The organism is Mesorhizobium sp. (genome assembly GCF_041661565.1).
In the GTDB taxonomy this organism is placed as follows: domain Bacteria; phylum Pseudomonadota; class Alphaproteobacteria; order Rhizobiales; family Rhizobiaceae; genus Mesorhizobium.
The window spans coordinates 1-16,085 of sequence record NZ_JBAZUD010000122.1 but is presented as its reverse complement, the minus strand read 5'-3'; the positions used below and the strand labels follow the sequence as shown (position 1 = coordinate 16,085).

Sequence of the window (16,085 nt, the reverse complement as noted above, 5' to 3'; positions counted from 1 at the left end):
AAGCCTTGGTCGCACTGCCGGCGTCGGGGCGGGCGGCAGTCTCTGGTTTGTCGTTCATCGTCGTCCGGTCAATTGTCAGATGTAGTTACGCGTAGGGATCGGGAATGGCAAGCCTTGCAAGCGCGGCACGCTCGATGGCCTCCATCTCCTCGGCCTCGGCATCGGTCTCGTGATCACGGCCGAGCAGGTGCAGCAGGCCATGGATGACGAGATGGGTGATATGGTTCTCGACAGGCTTGTCTTCCAGCGCCGCTTCGTTTGAAACCGTCTCGGCGGCGAGCACGATGTCGCCCAGCATCGGTGGCAGTGGGTTGCCTTGCACATATGGAAAAGCCGGGAAAGACAAGACGTTGGTGGGCTTGTCCTTGCCGCGCCAGCCGGCATTGAGGGCCTGGATATGGGCGTCGTCTGAAAAAACGATGCTGAGTTCGGATTGGCCCGACACGCCGGTCTCGGCGAAGGCAGCATCAACCGCCCTATCGACCAGCCGCGTCAGGCTGGCCTCATCGGGCCAGTCGCCCGCCTCGACCGATATGTCGATGTCGACGGGGGAATGTCCGTCGACGGATAGCTTGTCCTCAGGCATGAAGCCGCATCGCCAGGATCAGTTCTCGGCACCGAGGCCGCGCGCCAGCTTGGCGTCGCGGTCGTAGGCCCTGACGATTTCAGCGACGAGCGGATGGCGGACGACGTCGACATCGTTGAAGCGCACGGTCACCGCGCCCGCCACGCCGTCGAGCACACGCAGGGCTTCAACGAGGCCGGATTTGGTGCTTGGCGGCAGGTCGATCTGGGTCGGATCGCCGGTGACGATCATCCGCGAATTCTCGCCCAGACGCGTCAGGAACATCTTCATCTGCATCGGGGTGGTGTTTTGCGCCTCGTCGAGGATGACGGCCGCGTGCGCCAGCGTGCGGCCGCGCATGAAGGCGAGCGGCGCGATCTCGATGACTTCGGCGGCAATGGCGCGTTCGACCTTGTCGGCCGGCATCATGTCGTAAAGCGCGTCGTAGAGCGGGCGCAGATAGGGATCGACCTTTTCCTTCATGTCGCCCGGCAGGAAGCCGAGCCGCTCGCCGGCCTCGACCGCCGGCCGCGACAGGATGATGCGTTCGACCATGCCGCGTTCGAGCAGCATCGCCGCATGCGCCACCGCCAGGTAGGTCTTGCCGGTGCCGGCCGGGCCGATGCCGAACACCAGCTCCGAGCGCTCCAGCGCCCGCATATAGGCGTCCTGGTTCAACGAGCGGGCATAGATCGTCTTCTTGCGGGTGGATATCTGCGCGGCCGAGACCTTGCCCCTGCGCTCCAGCGTCGGCAGCGTCAGCTGGTCATCGGCGGCGATCGCCATGCGGACCGCCCCGTCGACGTCGGACTGGCCGATATCGACGCCCTTCTGCAGGATCCCGTAAAGATTGTCCAAGGCCCTGCGCGCCTGCTCGGCGGCCGATGCGGAGCCCTTGATGGTCAATTGGTTGCCGCGCGAACGAATGTCGACGCCGAGCTTCTGCTCGAGCCTCGCCAGGTTCTCGTCGAACTGGCCATAAAGGGCGCTGGCAAGCTTGTTGTTGTCGAAAGTCAGAACGATGTGCGCCATGTCAGAAGCCCCAGATGCCGGTACCGGGGGCAGGTTCTTCAGCTCTGCTGGGCTCAACCGTCTCTCCTCATCTGCCGAGACCCTCAGGCCAATTCGGCGAACAGGCTGTTGTAGCCCGTCTTCGTGATTCGCACCTGGATAATGTCACCGATTTCGCCGGCCTTTTCATCAACAATAACCGGCTGCAGCCAAGGCGAGCGTCCAACCTTCTGGCCAGCCTGGCGGCCGGGCTTCTCGATCAGCGTGTCGATGATGCTGCCGACGAGGCTCGACCCAAAGTCCTGCTGCTGCTTGAGGAGCAGCGCCTGCAGCCTTTGCAGGCGCTCGTCCTTGACGGTTTCCGGCACATGATCGGCCATCTCGGCGCCCGGCGTGCCGGGGCGCGGCGAGTATTTGAACGAGAACGCCGAGGCGTAGTTCACGTGGCGCACCAGGTCCATGGTCGCCTCGAAATCGGCTTCCGTCTCGCCGGGGAAACCAACGATGAAGTCGCCGGAAAGCGCGATATCGGGCCGCGCCGCACGAATGCGGTCGAGCAGCGCCAGATAATCCTTTGCCGTATGCCGACGGTTCATCGCCTTGAGGATGCGGTCGGACCCCGATTGCACCGGCAGATGCAGATAAGGCATCAGCGCCGGCAGGTCGCGGTGGGCCGCGATCAATTCGTCATCCATGTCGCGCGGGTGGCTGGTTGTGTAACGCAAGCGCGCCAGTCCGGGGATGTCGGCCAGCCGGAACAGCAGCCGGCCAAGACCCCATTCCTTGCCATCCGGGCCCTGTCCATGCCAGGCATTGACGTTCTGGCCAAGCAGGGTCACCTCACGAACGCCGGCCTCGGCCAGGCGCTCCGCCTCGGCCACGATGCGCGACACCGGCCGCGACACTTCGGAGCCCCTGGTGTAAGGCACCACGCAGAAGGTGCAGAACTTGTCGCATCCTTCCTGCACGGTGAGGAAAGCAGTGACGCCGCGCTTGATGATTTCGGCGCGCTCGGGGCGCGGCAGGTGGTCGAACTTGTCTTCGATGGCGTAGTCGGTCTCGACGATCTTTTCGCCGCCGCGCACCCGCGCCAGCACGCCGGGCAGCCGGTGATAGGTCTGCGGGCCGATGACCAGGTCGACCGCAGGCGAGCGGCGGATGATCTCGGCGCCTTCGGCCTGCGCCACGCAGCCGGCGACGCCGACCAGCATCTCACGGCCGGCCAGGGCGCGTTCAGCCTTCATGTCGCGGATACGGCCAAGTTCGGAATAGACCTTTTCGGCCGCTTTCTCCCTGATGTGACAGGTGTTGAGCAGCACGAGATCAGCCTCGCCGATGGCGTCGGTCGCGGTGTAGCCGTCGGCGGCCAGCGCATCGCTCATGCGCTGTGAATCATAGACGTTCATCTGGCAGCCATAGGTCTTGATGAAGACCTTTTTCGCTGTCGTCGAGAGCATCGGGGGCTCTCCGGCCGCGCTGCCGATGCCGTCGCTTTCAATCGTGTTCAAGTCCATCCGGCGGCTTCTAACGCCTTTCGATGACAAAAAACAGACGATTCTCGGTATGCGCTCCGCAAACGCCAGGCCCCCGCTACCGGCTGGGAAGGGGATCGGCGAGCGCCGCCTGCACCATCGCGCTCACCTGGCTCTCCATCTGTCTGGCGATTTCCTTGCGGTTCGACCCCTTGGAGAAGGTGATCGGGTCGCCGAAATGCACCTCGACGTCGAGGGCGCCCTCCGCCATAAGCACCTTGAGATGCGGCATCAGGTCCTCATCGCCGATCCAGGCGGCAAGCGGCCGGTGCCGGCGGCCGAGCGGCACGCCGTGCAGGCGCGTATAGACGATCGCCACCGGCTGGATGAACACTTGTTGCGCAGCACCTTCCGTGATCGCCATCGAGGCGGCGCCGAACAGCGTGCTCTTGAACGGCAGGATCATGTTGCCGTCGCCGGTCGAGCCCTCGGCGAATAGCACCATGGCGTCGCCCTTGGCCATGCGGCTGCCGATCTCGCTTGCCTGGTCGCCCGAGGAACGCTTGCGCTCGCGCTCGATGAAGACGGTGCGCTGCAGCTTCGACAGCATGCCGATCAGCGGCCAGCCTTCCATATCGGCCCTGGCGATGAACTTCACATCGGCAAAAGAGCCGAGAACCATGATATCGGTCCATGAGATATGGTTCGCCGCCACCAGCAGCGGGCGCTGGTCGGACAGCGTTCCCCTGACATGGATGCGCATGCCCAGCGCCCGGATGATCATCCTGTGCCAGATCTTGAGTATCGAGGTTTCAGGCCACCAGCCGGTCTTCATCGACAGGATCTGCAACGGCACGAGCACCGCCGAGCCGGCGGCGACAAATCCCAGCGCCAGGACAATCCTGATTTTCTTGATCATCGACCTACCCCGGCCTCTGGCTAGCGAAGATCGCGACGCATGACAAGCGCGCCGGTCGGTCCGTGCTCCGGCGATTTGTAGTAGTTCGGGCGCTTGCCCACCTCGCGGAAGCCAAGCCGCCGGTAAAGCGCGATCGCGGCGACGTTGGTCTCGTCGACCTCGAGAAACAACGCCTCGGCGCGTTGCGCGTGCAGTTCGCGCAGCACCCCGTCCATCAGCTGCCAGCCCAGTCCCTGCCTGCGATGCGATCGCGCGACCGCGACGGTGAGGATTTCGCCCTCGCCGGCCGCCAGCCTCGCCAGCACGAAGCCGACAGGCGGCTTGGCGCCCTGCCCGGTTTCACGCGCCGCATAGCCGAAAACGGTATCCTGTTCGAGCAGGGCCGCGAATTCGCCGTCGGTCCAGGGCCGGACGAAATCCTCGCGATGCAGCAGCGAAACCGCCGGGCTGTCGGCGATCTTCAGCGGCTGGAGCGCGTAGTCCCGGCGGCGGCCCTGGAGGAAAGGAATACGCATCTAGTCCCGTTGCCTCGATAGAATGAAACCGGCCTGCGGCTTCGCGTCGGCGCCGCGCAGATAGAGTGGCTTCGGCCTCTCACCGGCGCCTTTGGCGGCGGCCAGGCGCGCATAGGTGACGATATCGGCCGTGGCCGTCCGCGGGCCGAGATCAAACCCAGGCCCGGCCACCGCGGCGATGGACGCGGCGGCGGTGCCGGCCAGCACGGCGGAATGTTCGGTCGCCACGGCTACGGCTTCGGCCAACGTGATCACTGACGGACCGTAAGTCAGGACTGACGTTTCATCATACAGTGCGGCATGGATTTCCTCGCGACCGGCATCGAGCGCGGCAAGCACGGCGCGGCCCCGAAATGCTGATGCCGCATCCGCGGCCAGCGCCTCGAGCGTCGTCACGCCGATCGCAGGAATTTTCAGAGCAAGCGCCAGGCCGCGCGCCGTCGAGACACCGACGCGCAGGCCGGTAAAGGACCCAGGGCCGACGGACACGGCGATCGCGTCGAGACCGGCATAGTCGGTTGCGGCCTCCTGGAGCGCTTCGCCGATGACGGCCATCAGATGTTCGGCATGGCCCTTGCCGAGATCGAGCACCGAGCGGCCAAGCTCCCGCTTCGCCGCCGCGTCATAGACACAAGCAGCGCAGAGATTGGCGGCACAGTCGATGGCAAGCAATTTCATGAAGTGCCCAGCTCAAGAACCACGTTTCCTCTGCCCGCCATGGCGCGCCACCGCAAGAGGATAGTGCAGAATTGTTAAGCGGCTTCGTTTCAGCGCGGCGGACAGCGACCTAGGCGGCCGGCTCGATGCGCAGCATGTGGTTGTCCCAGACATAGTCCGGTTCGGATCGCGTCGCACCGCTTCCCTCGATAATCTCGCCGGCGCCGGTGGTGGCCATGAAGCCGGTTCCGTCGGGCGCAATGCCACAGACCTCGATCAGCGCGCTGTTCGAAACGACACGCCCGCTCGCCGCATCGATGACGACAAGCGAATTGCCCTCCGGCGACGAGACCGCGACGGTGCCGGCAACCGGATTGGCGGCGACCGAGCCGATATAATTGCGCAGGCCCGAAAGAACGTCGCCCGGCATATCGAGCAGTTGCAACTCCTTGCCGCGCGCTGCGCGGCCGACCAGCGGCGGACCATCGGTGCCCGGCCCCCGGTACTGGCAGCCGAACCAGACGGTGCCGGACCGATCCGTGTCCATGTGGCGGATAGACAATTGGTGCAGGGCCGCCGGCAGTTCATGCGTCTCGATCAGGTCGCCGGTGACGCGGTCGATCAGCACATAGGACGGTTTCATGGTGGCGATGTTCAGCTCGGCGCGACCATAGTCCGGGTGGGTCTCGATGCCGCCATTGGCAACGGCGATCGTCCTGCCGTCGCCCAGCAGCAGCAGTTCGTGCGGCCCCATGCCGTAGGTCGGAAATTCGCCGATACGGCTGAATTTCGCCTTTGCATCGTAGACGCCGACCACGCCGGCCGCGTTGTCGAAATCATTCTCGGTGGCATAGAGCAAGGCGCCATCGGGAGAGAAAACGCCATGGCCGAAGAAATGCCGGCCGCTGATGCTGGCGATGGTCAGCGGCGCGTCACGGCCGGAGTGATCGAAAACCACGGCAAAGGTGCCTGGCTGGCGGGCAAACACCACGGAACGCTTCGATATCGGATCGAAGGTGACGTCGTGGCCGCGGTCGGGCAGGTCGATGGCGTGCAAGACCTTGCCGGCCTCGGAGAGGACAGCGGCGCCGAAACTGCCGTCGCGCTTAACGAAAGCGGTTGCGAAGATTGCATCCGCCGCAAGCGTCGCCGCCCATGCGGACGGTGTCATTGCCGAAGCGAGGCCGATTCCCGCGGCCTTGAGGAAATCGCGTCGGTCTATCAGGGGTGTTCTCATGCTCAGTCCCCGTCCAGCGACGAGAAGCCCGCGGTCAGTCCGAATTCTGCAGTTAGCCTGGTGCCGATCAGGGTCGAGAGGCTTGAGGTGATCAGCGCGAAATGGTCGAGCTTGTCGCGCGATGCCGGGTCGGCGAGCGCCTCGTCGATCGGACCGCTGATGGACTTCGCGGTGGTGACGCCATTGACCAGCTGGATATGGATCGATTCCGCCATCCAGCGCGCGTCGGACGGCAAGGCGTCGCCAAGTTTCGACGCCTGGAACAGCGCATCCATCCCCGACAGGTTTGCGGCCAGCGACTTGGTGGTGTTTCGCGAGCGCCAGTAAATCGCCTGTTTCGGCTTGTCGGCATCCGGCTTGCCGCCAAAGAACGCTTTCAGACGCACGTCGCGCACCATTTCCAGCTCTTTGATGAAGACGCCGACCAGTTCGGTCACCGCTTCGTTGCCGTCGCGGTAGAGCGGGTTTTGGGGTCCCGGATTGGCCCAGAGGGCCGAGAAGCCGTCCGGCTTGTTCCAGGCGTCGCTGACCTCGCCGGCCATGGTTTCGATGTTGCCGGCAATCGCCGCACCGTAGGCGCAGCGGTAGGGATCGGCTTTGCCCGCCAGCGCATCGGCGCCGTCGCCGTAGAGCACGAACTCCAGCGCGCCCAGCCCCTGCATGCCGACGCTCTTGCCGGCAAGGCGGGCCGGATCGGTGGCGGTTGGGTCCTTGTCCGCCAGGGCCGCCTGCACCTGTTTCAGGCCGATGCTCTTGCGGTCCGGCCAGAACAGCATGCGCTCCAGCCGGTTGTCCTCCTTGATCGGCCCGAAAGCGATGATTTCGGCCGATGACCAGGCATCGACAGTGGCGTCGAACGCGGTACGCGCTGCGTCAAGCTCCCCTTGCGAAGGCGAGGCGCAGAGCTCGCGCATCGAAACCGTCAAGGTTCGGGCCTGGTCATGCAGGCTGGCATAGGCCGGACGGACAAAGCCATCGATGGACCGCTGGATGATTTCGGAGGCCTTCACCGCCGCGCTGGCCGGGAAGGCGCAGAGCAAGGCCAAGGGGACGACCAGAACCAGCGCGGATCGCTTCAGCATCAAAGGGACTCCAGGAATTTGACCAGCGCATCGCGATCGGTCGCGTCGGCGTTCGCGAAACCATCGCGCGCCATGCGTGCCTCGCCACCATGCCACAGGATGGCCTCCGTCAGGGTGCGGGCACGACCGTCATGCAGGAAAAAAACATTGCCGTTGACCGCCCCGGTCAGACCGATGCCCCACAGCGGCGGGGTGCGCCACTCGCTGCCCATCGCGTCGCCGACGGCCTGGCCGTCCGCCAGGTCCGGTCCCATGTCGTGTAGCAGGAAGTCGGAATAGGGCCAGATCAACTGGAAGGCCTGCGCCTTGTCGGGGGCATCCCGACGGGTGACGAATTTCGGCGTGTGACAGGAGACGCAGCCGATCTCGTAGAACATTTTCTTGCCGGCGAGCACCTGCCGCGAGTCAAGATCGCGGCGCGCCGGTACGGCCAGGTTTCGTGAGTAGAAAGTCACGAGATCCATCACCGGCGCCGGCGCCTCGACCGGGCCAAGGCGCTCCTGCACGCCGTCCGGCATGGAGAGACACTTGCCTTCGGCGGCGGTGCAGTCGCCCCAGTGTTTCGGCTCTTCCGGCGTCGAGATGCCGATGTCGCCGGCAAAGGCATCCGCCGCCTGCTGACGGATCGATGCGGTCTGCGCCTTCCAGCCGAAACGGCCAAGCGTCAGCTCCCCGCTCAGGCCGTCGCGCACGATGTTGGGCTTGCCCGAGATGCCATCGCCGTTCTGGTCGTCGGGATCGGCATGGGCGAGGATGTCCGCCGGCGCGATCTGCTCGATCAGGCCCAGACCGATCATCGGCGGTGTCAGGCGCGGTGACAGCGTGGTGCGCGGATCGAGAGGCCCATAGGCGAGATCGGTGACCGAATAGACGGGTTTGCGCAGCGAAACCGCCGCGCCGTCCGCCAGCGTCACCTTCCGCTCCTGGTAATCGACCCGCATCCTGCCTTCGCCGCGCAGGCCGGGCACGGCCAGTTCCTGCAATTGCGCGCCGTAGACCGGGTCGGGGTAGTTGAGTACCCGCTTGTCGGCGAGCGCCGCGCGTTCCTCCGCATCGCTCGCTCCGCGCGCCAGGCGCAAGAACATGGACGTGGTGCCGGCGTCGCCTTGCGGCGGACGGCCGCGGCCGTCCTTCAGGTGACAGTTCTGGCAGGCGCGTTCGTTGAACAGCGGGCCGAGCCCGTCCGAGGCCTGCGTCGAAGACGGCGAGGACACCCAATTCTTGCGAAAGAGGGCATTGCCGAGCTTGAACGTCCCCTCTTCCTCGAAGCTGATGTTGGCCGAGGATTGCGAGAAGGAATCGCGGCTGACGTCCTTTTGCGACGTCCCGGCGCCACCCTGCATCAGTTCGAACTGCTCGGGCTTGGAAAAATCCGACGTCGGCCTGGTGATGGCGGTGACGCGGGCCTGATCCTTGGGATTGAGGTCGGTTCGCGTTGTGGCAAGGCCGGCGGGCTGGAGATCACCCGCAATAGCGGAAGACGTGAGCATCAACAGAAGGAAGGCGCCGCGCCGGCGAACCAATCCGGCGGGCGTTTTCCGAAGGGGCGGCAAGCCATCGGCTCGCCGCAGGCGGCGCATGAATTCTAGCAGGCGCCGCATTCCCGCATGCCCTTACTCCGCCTCGTCCGCCGATGCGGCGTTGAGCTGGCCGTATTTTTCCTCGCCGATCGAGGCAAGCAGGTCGAGCTGCGTCTCGAGGAAGTCGATGTGACCCTCCTCGTCGGCCAGCAATTCCTCGAACAGCTTCATCGTCACGTAGTCGCCGGCCTCGTTGCAGATCTCGCGCGAACGCTTGTAGGCGGTACGCGCGTCATATTCACCGGCAAGGTCGGATTCGAGCACTTCCTTCACGTTCTGGCCGATGCGCAGCGGCGCCACGGACTGCAGGTTCGGGTGGCCTTCAAGGAAGATGATGCGGGCCACGAGCCGGTCGGCATGGTGCATCTCCTCGATCGATTCCGCCCGTTCTTTCTTTGCCAGCTTGGCATATCCCCAATCCTCAAGCAGACGGAAATGCACCCAATACTGATTGACGGCACCGAGCTCCAGAAAAAGAGCCTCGTTAAGCCGCTCTATGATTCGCGGATCGCCTTTCATGCTCTCTGCTCCCGTATTGGACGCGCAGGCTTCTGACGCGATCCAGGTGTGAAACGATATCCACGCTGCTTGTCTGCGAGCGGGCGTGGTAATTTTCGGTAACCCGAATGATCGTTTCGACCACATTTGGGAAGCAGCCGCAACAGCGCCCCCGCTTATGCATCGTGTGGTAGATCTTTGCCGGCACGATAAGTTGCCAGGGGTCCTGGTCCAGCAGATCGATGATTGTCTGCTCGATCTCCTTCTCGGTGATGATGTTGCAATGGCAGATCAGCATCTTGGTGTCCGGATGGCTGACGGCGGCTCCGCGCCGTGTGGCTTGGTTCTTCCTGGAGCCCATTTTGAAACCGACTGTGCGGCTCCAGATCGGGCTCCAGCATCACGACTTTCTGAAATACCTCAGGTTTTCAGCATTTACTGAAATACCTCTGGTTTTCAGTAATCACTGAAATACCTTGTCCGGCGCGTCGAGGCTGTCGGAACCCTCGAAGGCGATGGCGTTGAGCTTCAGGGAGCCGACGGCACGTTCGATGGACTTGGTCTGGTCGATCAGCGCGTCGATCGCCGCCTGCACGGTTGCGTTGCCCTCGGTGTTGCCTTCCGCGATCTGCTGGTCATAAGCCTCGCCGGCCTCGGCCCGGGCCTTGATCGCCTCCATCTTGGCGACGGTGACGTCGAGCTTGTCCGACAGCTCCTTGTCGATCGCCGGATCGGCGGCCTTCACCATATCGGCGACAGAGGGGCCCGAGACGACCGTGCTGTCGAGCCTGGTATAGCTCGCGTGGTAGGCGGCGCGGATGCCGACGGCGTCGTTGAGATGGGAATTGTAGGTGTTGTCGGAAAAGCAGTCATGCTCCTCTTCAGGATCGTGCAGCAGCAGGCCGAGCTTCATGCGCTCACCGGCCAGTTCGCCGTAGGAGAGCGAGCCCATTCCGGTGAAGATCGTCGCGATGGCGGTGTTCGGCTCGCCGTCGAGGAGGGCCTTGCGCGCGGCGCCGTCCTGCTTCCAGTTGCCGACCATCTCCTGAAGGTCGGAGACCAGGAGATCGCTGGCCGACTTCAGGTACTGGGCGCGGCGGTCGCAATTGCCGCCGGTGCAATGCTTGAGGTCATAGTCGGTGTAGGGACGCTCGCCGGCGCCCGGCCCGGTGCCATGCAGGTCCTGGCCCCAAAGCAGGAACTCGATGGCGTGATAACCGGTGGCGACGTTGGCTTCGATGCCGCCGGCCTCCTGCAGCGTGCCGGACAGGAATTCCGGCGTGAGGTTCGTCGCATCGACCTTCTTGCCGTTGATCTCGATCTCCTTGTTGGCAATGACATTGGCCGTATAGAGCGCGTTCGCGTCCGATTCGGAGCCATAGCTCTTGGCGACATAGTCAATCAGGCCCTCGTCGAGCGGCCAGGAATTCACCTTGCCTTCCCAGTCGTCGACGATCTTGTTGCCGAAGCGGTAGACCTCCGTCTGCTGGTAGGGGACGCGCGAGGCCTTCCAGGCGTCGCGGGCAGCACCGAGCGTCTCGGCCGACGGACTGGCGAGCAGGGCGTCGACAGCCTTGTCGAGCGCCTGAGCGGTGGTCAGCGAATCCTCGTATTTGGCCAGTGCGATGTCGGAATAGGTCGTGATGACCGCCTTGATATCGGTTTCAGCCTTGGCCGGCAGCACAAATACCGCTGCCGTCAGCAGCGCCGTGGCGCCGATCGCCGCAAGCCTGCCGCCATATCGTGCTGTCATTATCGCTCTCCAATTCCTGGGAAATTCTGTAAACGGCGCACGCGCGAAGCTGCGCCGGGCCATGGGGGTGCCGAGAGGCGCAAGACGTGACGCGCTGTCGCGCGGTTCGCTGAAGAAAGACACCTAGATGCCTCCAATCGAAAGGGTTCAAGGCCCAAACATCAAAGGGATGCGCCAATGCGCGAGCCTCCATAAAGCTTCGACGCCGCAGGAAGTCAACGAAAATCGACAGGAAAAACCAATTGAAACAATAGTTTAGAATTATTCTAAACTACCACTGTCAACTTTACGCGCTCGTCCGGCCCGCCTTGCCGTGCAACTGTGCGATTGACAGCCGCCATTCCGGGTGCGACCCGCAAAAGCGTTGTCGCGGCGGCGTCAGACAATTGCCACGTCGCGGAAGATGCTAGGATCGAATCGGGATTTGAATGCGATGAAGAACGGTGTGGTCATTGTCGGCGCGGGTCATGCGGGCGTGCAGGCGGCCGCCAGTCTGCGCGAGGATGGCTATGATGGGCCGGTGATCCTCGTCAGCGACGAGAACGAACTGCCATACCACAAGCCGCCGCTGTCGAAGAGCTTCATCAAGGATGTGGAGGCCAGGCCACAACCCTTGCGGGGCGAAACCTTCTACACCGGCAGCGCCATCGACTTCCGTCCCGGGATCAGGATCGAGCGGATCGACGCTGGGCGGCGGCTCCTGGACATCGCCGGCGGCGGCGAAATTGCCTTCGACCATCTGATCCTGGCGACAGGATCGCGCCCCCGCGTCCTGCCGCTGCCGGGCTTCGATCTGTCCGGCGTGGTGTCGCTGCGCTCGCTGACCGATGCTCGGCGGATCCGCGAGCTCAGCGCGCGGAGTGACGAGGTCGTTATCCTGGGTGGCGGTTTCATCGGGCTTGAGATCGCCGCGACGCTGAGAGCGGCAGGCCGCGCGGTCACAGTGGTGGAGGCCGTCGACCGTCTGCTCGGCCGCGCGGTGGCGCCGGTGGTGGCGAGCCATGTCCGCCAGCGTCTGGAAGCAACCGGGGTGCGCATTCTCACCGGCACCTCGATTGCAAGGCTGGAAGGTGAGAACGGCCACGTCGCTGCTGCAATCACATCGACCGGCGAAAGGCTGCCGGCGCGCATGGTCATCGTCGGCATCGGTGCCGTGCCCAATGTCGAGCTGGCGCAGGACGCCGGCCTTGCCATCGCCAATGGCATCCGCGTTGATCACCAGATGCGCAGTTCAGTGCCGGAAATCCTCGCCATAGGCGACGCGGCCTCCTACCGGCACTGGTTCACCGGCGGCGACGTGCGGCTGGAATCGGTGCAGAACGCCACCGACCAGGCGCGGCTCGCCGCCCGCACCATATCGGGCCATGCCGACGCGTATTCGGCGGTGCCGTGGTTCTGGTCCGACATCGGCGACATGAAGCTGCAGATGGTCGGGCTGACCGCCGGCGGTGACAGCCATGTTGTGCTGGGCGACCTGCCCGACAACAAGTTCTCGATCTATCACTTTGCTGGAGACCGCCTGCTCGGCATCGAATCGGTCAATCGTCCCGGCGACCACATGCTCGGCCGCAAGATGCTGGGTGCTGGCTTCTCGCCCAGGCCGGAGACTGTGGCCATGGGACCCGAGGGGCTGAAAGCGGCGCTTGCCGCGTTTCAGCAGGATGAGGCGGCAAGGGCTGCGGGCTAGACGCCGCTTTACCTCCCCCTTGTGGGGAGGTCGGACCGCAGGTCCGGGTGGGGCATGGCGCCGCCCGCCCCGCTGCCTCGCAGCGACCCTCCCCACGAGGGGGAAGGTAGGCGCTCAGGCGGCGCAGACTTCGCGGATCGCGCTTTCCAGGATGTCGAGCGCCTCGTTCATGACCTCGTCCTGGATGGTGATCGGCGCCAGGAAGCGGATGACGTTGCCGTAGACGCCGCAGGTCAGCAGGATCAGCCCCTTGTCGAGCGCCTTCAGCCGGATCGCATTGGCGATCTCTGCCGACGGCAGGCCCTTCTTGACGTCGTTAAACTCGACTGCGTTCATGAAGCCGAGGCCCCTGATGTCGACGATCTCAGGCACGTCGTCGCGGATCGACTGCAGCCGCTGCTTCAGCCGCGCGCCCAGCGTGTTGGCGCGATCGCACAGTCTTTCGTCCTCGATCACGTCGAGCACGGCATGGGCCGCCGCCACGCCGATCGGGCTGCCGCCATAGGTGCCGCCGAGGCCTCCGGGACCGGGGGCGTCCATGATGTCGGCGCGGCCGGTGACCGCCGCCAGCGGGAAGCCGCCGGCCAGGCTCTTGGCCAGCGTGGTTATGTCTGCCGCCACTTCATGGTGATCCATCGCGAACATCTTGCCGGTGCGGGCAAAGCCGGTCTGCACCTCGTCGGCGATGAGCAGCATTCCGTGCTGGTCGCAGAGCTTGCGCAGTGCCGTCAGGAACTCACGCGGGGCGTCGTAGAAGCCGCCCTCGCCCTGGACCGGCTCGATGATGATGGCGGCGACGCGGGCGGGATCGACATCGGCCTTGAACAGGCGGTCGAGCGCAGCCAGCGAATCGGCCACCGTCACGCCATGCAGCGGCACCGGGAACGGCGCATGGTAGACATCACCCGGCATGGCGCCGAAACCGACCTTGTAGGGCACGACCTTGCCGGTCAGCGCCATGCCCATGAAGGTACGGCCGTGGAAGCCGCCGGCGAAAGCGATGACGGCCGGCCGGCCGGTGGCGTTGCGGGCGATCTTGACGGCGTTCTCGACCGCCTCGGCGCCGGTGGTGACGAAGATCGTCTTCTTCTCGAACTTGCCGGGCAGCATGGCGTTCAGCCTCTCGGCCAGCCGCACATAGCTTTCATAAGGCACCACCTGGTGGCAGGTGTGGGTGAAGCGGTCGAGCTGTGCCTTCACCGCCTCGATCACCCTGGGATGCCGGTGACCGGTGTTGACCACAGCGATGCCGGAGGAGAAATCGATATAGCGACGGCCCTCGACGTCCCAGATTTCCGAGTTCTCGGCCCGGTCGGCGTAAATCTGCGTGGTCATGCCGACGCCGCGCGAGATCGAGTGGTTCTTGCGTTCGGAAATGGCTGCGTTGTTCATGATATCCCTCATCGGGCCGGCGCCCGTTCTTTTTCGATCATCGTTCTGAGCTTATTTTACATTTTCCTCAAGCCAGCACCACTGGCAGGCAATTGGGCCTGTGTCCCGGCAGGGGCCGGTTGGCACGGTACGTCGTTGTTCTTGCCATGGCTCTATGGGTGCTGGTTCAGGACCAGGGAGCCGAAAAACGGACGCACCGCCTGCCTTCGGGAGCGAGAGCCTTTACAAGGTCGAGCTTAAGACCTGCCGATCATTCGTTGTCGTTGGACGGCACAGGGAGCGACCTGGCTCGCTGCCAAGGCGACGAGGTGGAGCTGCGCCAGGCGTGCCAGCCTTTCGGCAAATCCACCAACGCCAGGATGCTCTCGTCGAGCTTAACCACCGTTTGCAGGGCGACGACCATTATCTCGCGTTCGTCCTTATTGCTGGCGTCGCTGCCGTGGAATTGCCAACCGCCGCCTTCATCGTTGAAGCTGTCGTCGTCGTCGGCTCATGCACAACATAAGCGATCCATTCGCCACTTCTAAAGATGCCTTTGTCCGACAGCACCGCGACATTGGGCGGGTCCGCGAACTTCCATTCCTCCATTGGAGTTCCCTAAAGACGATTGGTTCGCATAGGAAGACGATTCAAGCGGTTCTCACAAACCCCTCGGACGCCCGCAACAGGTTGCGCGTATAATCCTCGGTCACGCGGTGCCCGATGAGCTGGCTCGCCGTGAGATGCTCCACCGCCTCGCCACTCTGCATGACCATGAGCCGTTCGCACATGTGGGTGATGATGGCGAGGTCGTGGCTGACCATAAGAAAGGTCAGCTTGCGGCGCCGGCGAACCTCTTCCAGCAGGTTGAGCACTTCCGCCTGAACCGAGGCATCGAGGGCCGAGGTCGGCTCGTCGAGCAGCAGGATCGAGGGTTCGAGGATAAGAGCGCGCGCGATCGCCACGCGCTGGCGCTGGCCGCCCGACAGCTGATGCGAGTAGCGGAAGCGAAAGCCGTTGCCGAGGCCAACCTCGTCGAGCGCCCGCTGGATGCGCTTTTCGCCATCGGCGAAACCATGAATGGCCAGTGGTTCCTGCAGCAGGCGATCGACGGTCTGGCGGGGGTGAAGCGAGCCATAGGGATCCTGGAAAACCATCTGCACTTCGCGGTAGAACGCCTTGTCGCGGCGCGCGCCGAGCGTCTTGCCGTTGACGGCGATGGAGCCCGAGGCGACCGGCGCGAGGCCGGCGATGGCCCTGAGCAGCGTCGACTTGCCGGAGCCGGATTCGCCGACAAGGCCGAAGGATTCTCCCGACCTGACTTCCAGGCTGACACCTTTCAGCGCTCGAAACCGGTCGAAGACCACTTCCAGCCCGTCGATGGCAATTGCGGCCGTCATGCCGCCCACTCCGGCTTGCGGTCGAGCACCGGCAGCGGATGCCGTTCGAAGCCGATCCTCGGCATGCAGTTGAGGAGGCCGCGCGTGTAGGGGTGCTGCGCCTGGCTCAATTCAGAGGCCTTGAGTTGCTCGACCACCTTGCCGGCATACATGACGATGACGCGGTCGCAAAAAGACGAGACCAGCCGCAGATCATGCGAGATGAAGATCAACCCCATGCCCCGCTCGCTGACAAGCCTGTCGAGGATGCCGAGCACGTCGAGCTGCACGGTCACGTCGAGCGCCGAGGTCGGCTCGTCGGCGATCATCATTTCCGGACCGGCGATCAGCATCATGGC

15 protein-coding genes and 1 pseudogene are annotated in these 16,085 nt (G+C 64.2%); 1 reads left to right on the top strand and 15 read right to left on the bottom strand.

The window, feature by feature from the left end:
• Positions 1-85: 85 nt before the first annotated feature.
• The 12 genes from ybeY to WC739_RS19260 form a co-directional block, all read right to left on the bottom strand.
• Positions 86-586, bottom strand: a complete 501-nt coding sequence (gene ybeY, locus WC739_RS19315; protein WP_372954628.1) for an rRNA maturation RNase YbeY — start codon at positions 584-586, stop codon at positions 86-88.
• Between the two features lie 18 nt (positions 587-604).
• A complete protein-coding gene (locus WC739_RS19310) occupies positions 605-1,597 on the bottom strand; it encodes a PhoH family protein (protein ID WP_372954627.1) in 993 nt (330 codons plus the stop codon).
• Positions 1,598-1,680: 83 nt separating this feature from the next.
• On the bottom strand, positions 1,681-3,090 hold the full coding sequence (gene miaB / locus WC739_RS19305; RefSeq protein WP_372954626.1) for a tRNA (N6-isopentenyl adenosine(37)-C2)-methylthiotransferase MiaB: 1,410 nt from the start codon (positions 3,088-3,090) through the stop codon (positions 1,681-1,683).
• A 76-nt stretch (positions 3,091-3,166) separates the two neighbouring features.
• Positions 3,167-3,967 carry a lysophospholipid acyltransferase family protein gene (locus WC739_RS19300; protein WP_372954625.1) on the bottom strand — a complete coding sequence of 267 codons (801 nt, stop codon included), beginning with the start codon at positions 3,965-3,967 and terminating at the stop codon, positions 3,167-3,169.
• 20 nt (positions 3,968-3,987) lie between these two features.
• Positions 3,988-4,482, bottom strand: a complete 495-nt coding sequence (rimI, locus tag WC739_RS19295; RefSeq protein ID WP_372954624.1) for a ribosomal protein S18-alanine N-acetyltransferase — start codon at positions 4,480-4,482, stop codon at positions 3,988-3,990.
• Complete coding sequence (tsaB, locus tag WC739_RS19290) at positions 4,483-5,160, bottom strand: tRNA (adenosine(37)-N6)-threonylcarbamoyltransferase complex dimerization subunit type 1 TsaB (RefSeq protein WP_372954623.1); 678 nt, start codon at positions 5,158-5,160, stop codon at positions 4,483-4,485.
• Between the two features lie 109 nt (positions 5,161-5,269).
• Positions 5,270-6,376, bottom strand: a complete 1,107-nt coding sequence (locus WC739_RS19285) for a DUF1513 domain-containing protein (RefSeq protein WP_372954622.1) — start codon at positions 6,374-6,376, stop codon at positions 5,270-5,272.
• Between the two features lie 2 nt (positions 6,377-6,378).
• Positions 6,379-7,458 (bottom strand): imelysin family protein, encoded by a 1,080-nt coding sequence (locus tag WC739_RS19280; protein ID WP_372954621.1) that lies wholly within the window; start codon positions 7,456-7,458, stop codon positions 6,379-6,381.
• On the bottom strand, positions 7,458-9,059 hold the full coding sequence (locus WC739_RS19275; protein WP_372954620.1) for a di-heme oxidoredictase family protein: 1,602 nt from the start codon (positions 9,057-9,059) through the stop codon (positions 7,458-7,460). The genes WC739_RS19280 and WC739_RS19275 overlap by 1 nt, the downstream gene beginning before the upstream one ends.
• Positions 9,060-9,071: 12 nt before the next feature.
• Positions 9,072-9,557, bottom strand: coding sequence for a bacterioferritin (bfr, locus tag WC739_RS19270; protein ID WP_372954619.1), 486 nt, complete (start codon positions 9,555-9,557; stop codon positions 9,072-9,074).
• Positions 9,523-9,834, bottom strand: coding sequence for a (2Fe-2S)-binding protein (locus tag WC739_RS19265; RefSeq protein WP_372954618.1), 312 nt, complete (start codon positions 9,832-9,834; stop codon positions 9,523-9,525). Before WC739_RS19265 ends, bfr begins: the two co-directional genes overlap by 35 nt.
• 165 nt (positions 9,835-9,999) lie before the next feature.
• Positions 10,000-11,289: an imelysin family protein gene (locus WC739_RS19260; protein WP_372954617.1), complete on the bottom strand. Its 1,290-nt coding sequence runs from the start codon at positions 11,287-11,289 to the stop codon at positions 10,000-10,002.
• Positions 11,290-11,722: 433 nt separating this feature from the next.
• On the opposite strand from WC739_RS19260, the gene WC739_RS19255 reads away from it, so the two are divergent.
• A complete protein-coding gene (locus tag WC739_RS19255; RefSeq protein ID WP_372954616.1) occupies positions 11,723-12,976 on the top strand; it encodes an NAD(P)/FAD-dependent oxidoreductase in 1,254 nt (417 codons plus the stop codon).
• Positions 12,977-13,090: 114 nt separating this feature from the next.
• Here the strand turns inward: WC739_RS19255 and WC739_RS19250 are convergent, their stop codons facing one another.
• The 3 genes and pseudogenes from WC739_RS19250 to WC739_RS19240 form a co-directional block, all read right to left on the bottom strand.
• Positions 13,091-14,368, bottom strand: coding sequence for a 4-aminobutyrate--2-oxoglutarate transaminase (locus tag WC739_RS19250; protein WP_372954615.1), 1,278 nt, complete (start codon positions 14,366-14,368; stop codon positions 13,091-13,093).
• A 629-nt stretch (positions 14,369-14,997) separates the two neighbouring features.
• Positions 14,998-15,747, bottom strand: a complete 750-nt coding sequence (locus tag WC739_RS19245) for an ABC transporter ATP-binding protein (RefSeq protein WP_372954614.1) — start codon at positions 15,745-15,747, stop codon at positions 14,998-15,000.
• Positions 15,744-16,085, bottom strand: a pseudogene (locus WC739_RS19240) (ABC transporter ATP-binding protein); the annotation flags it as partial. The pseudogene WC739_RS19240 and the gene WC739_RS19245, both read right to left, overlap by 4 nt.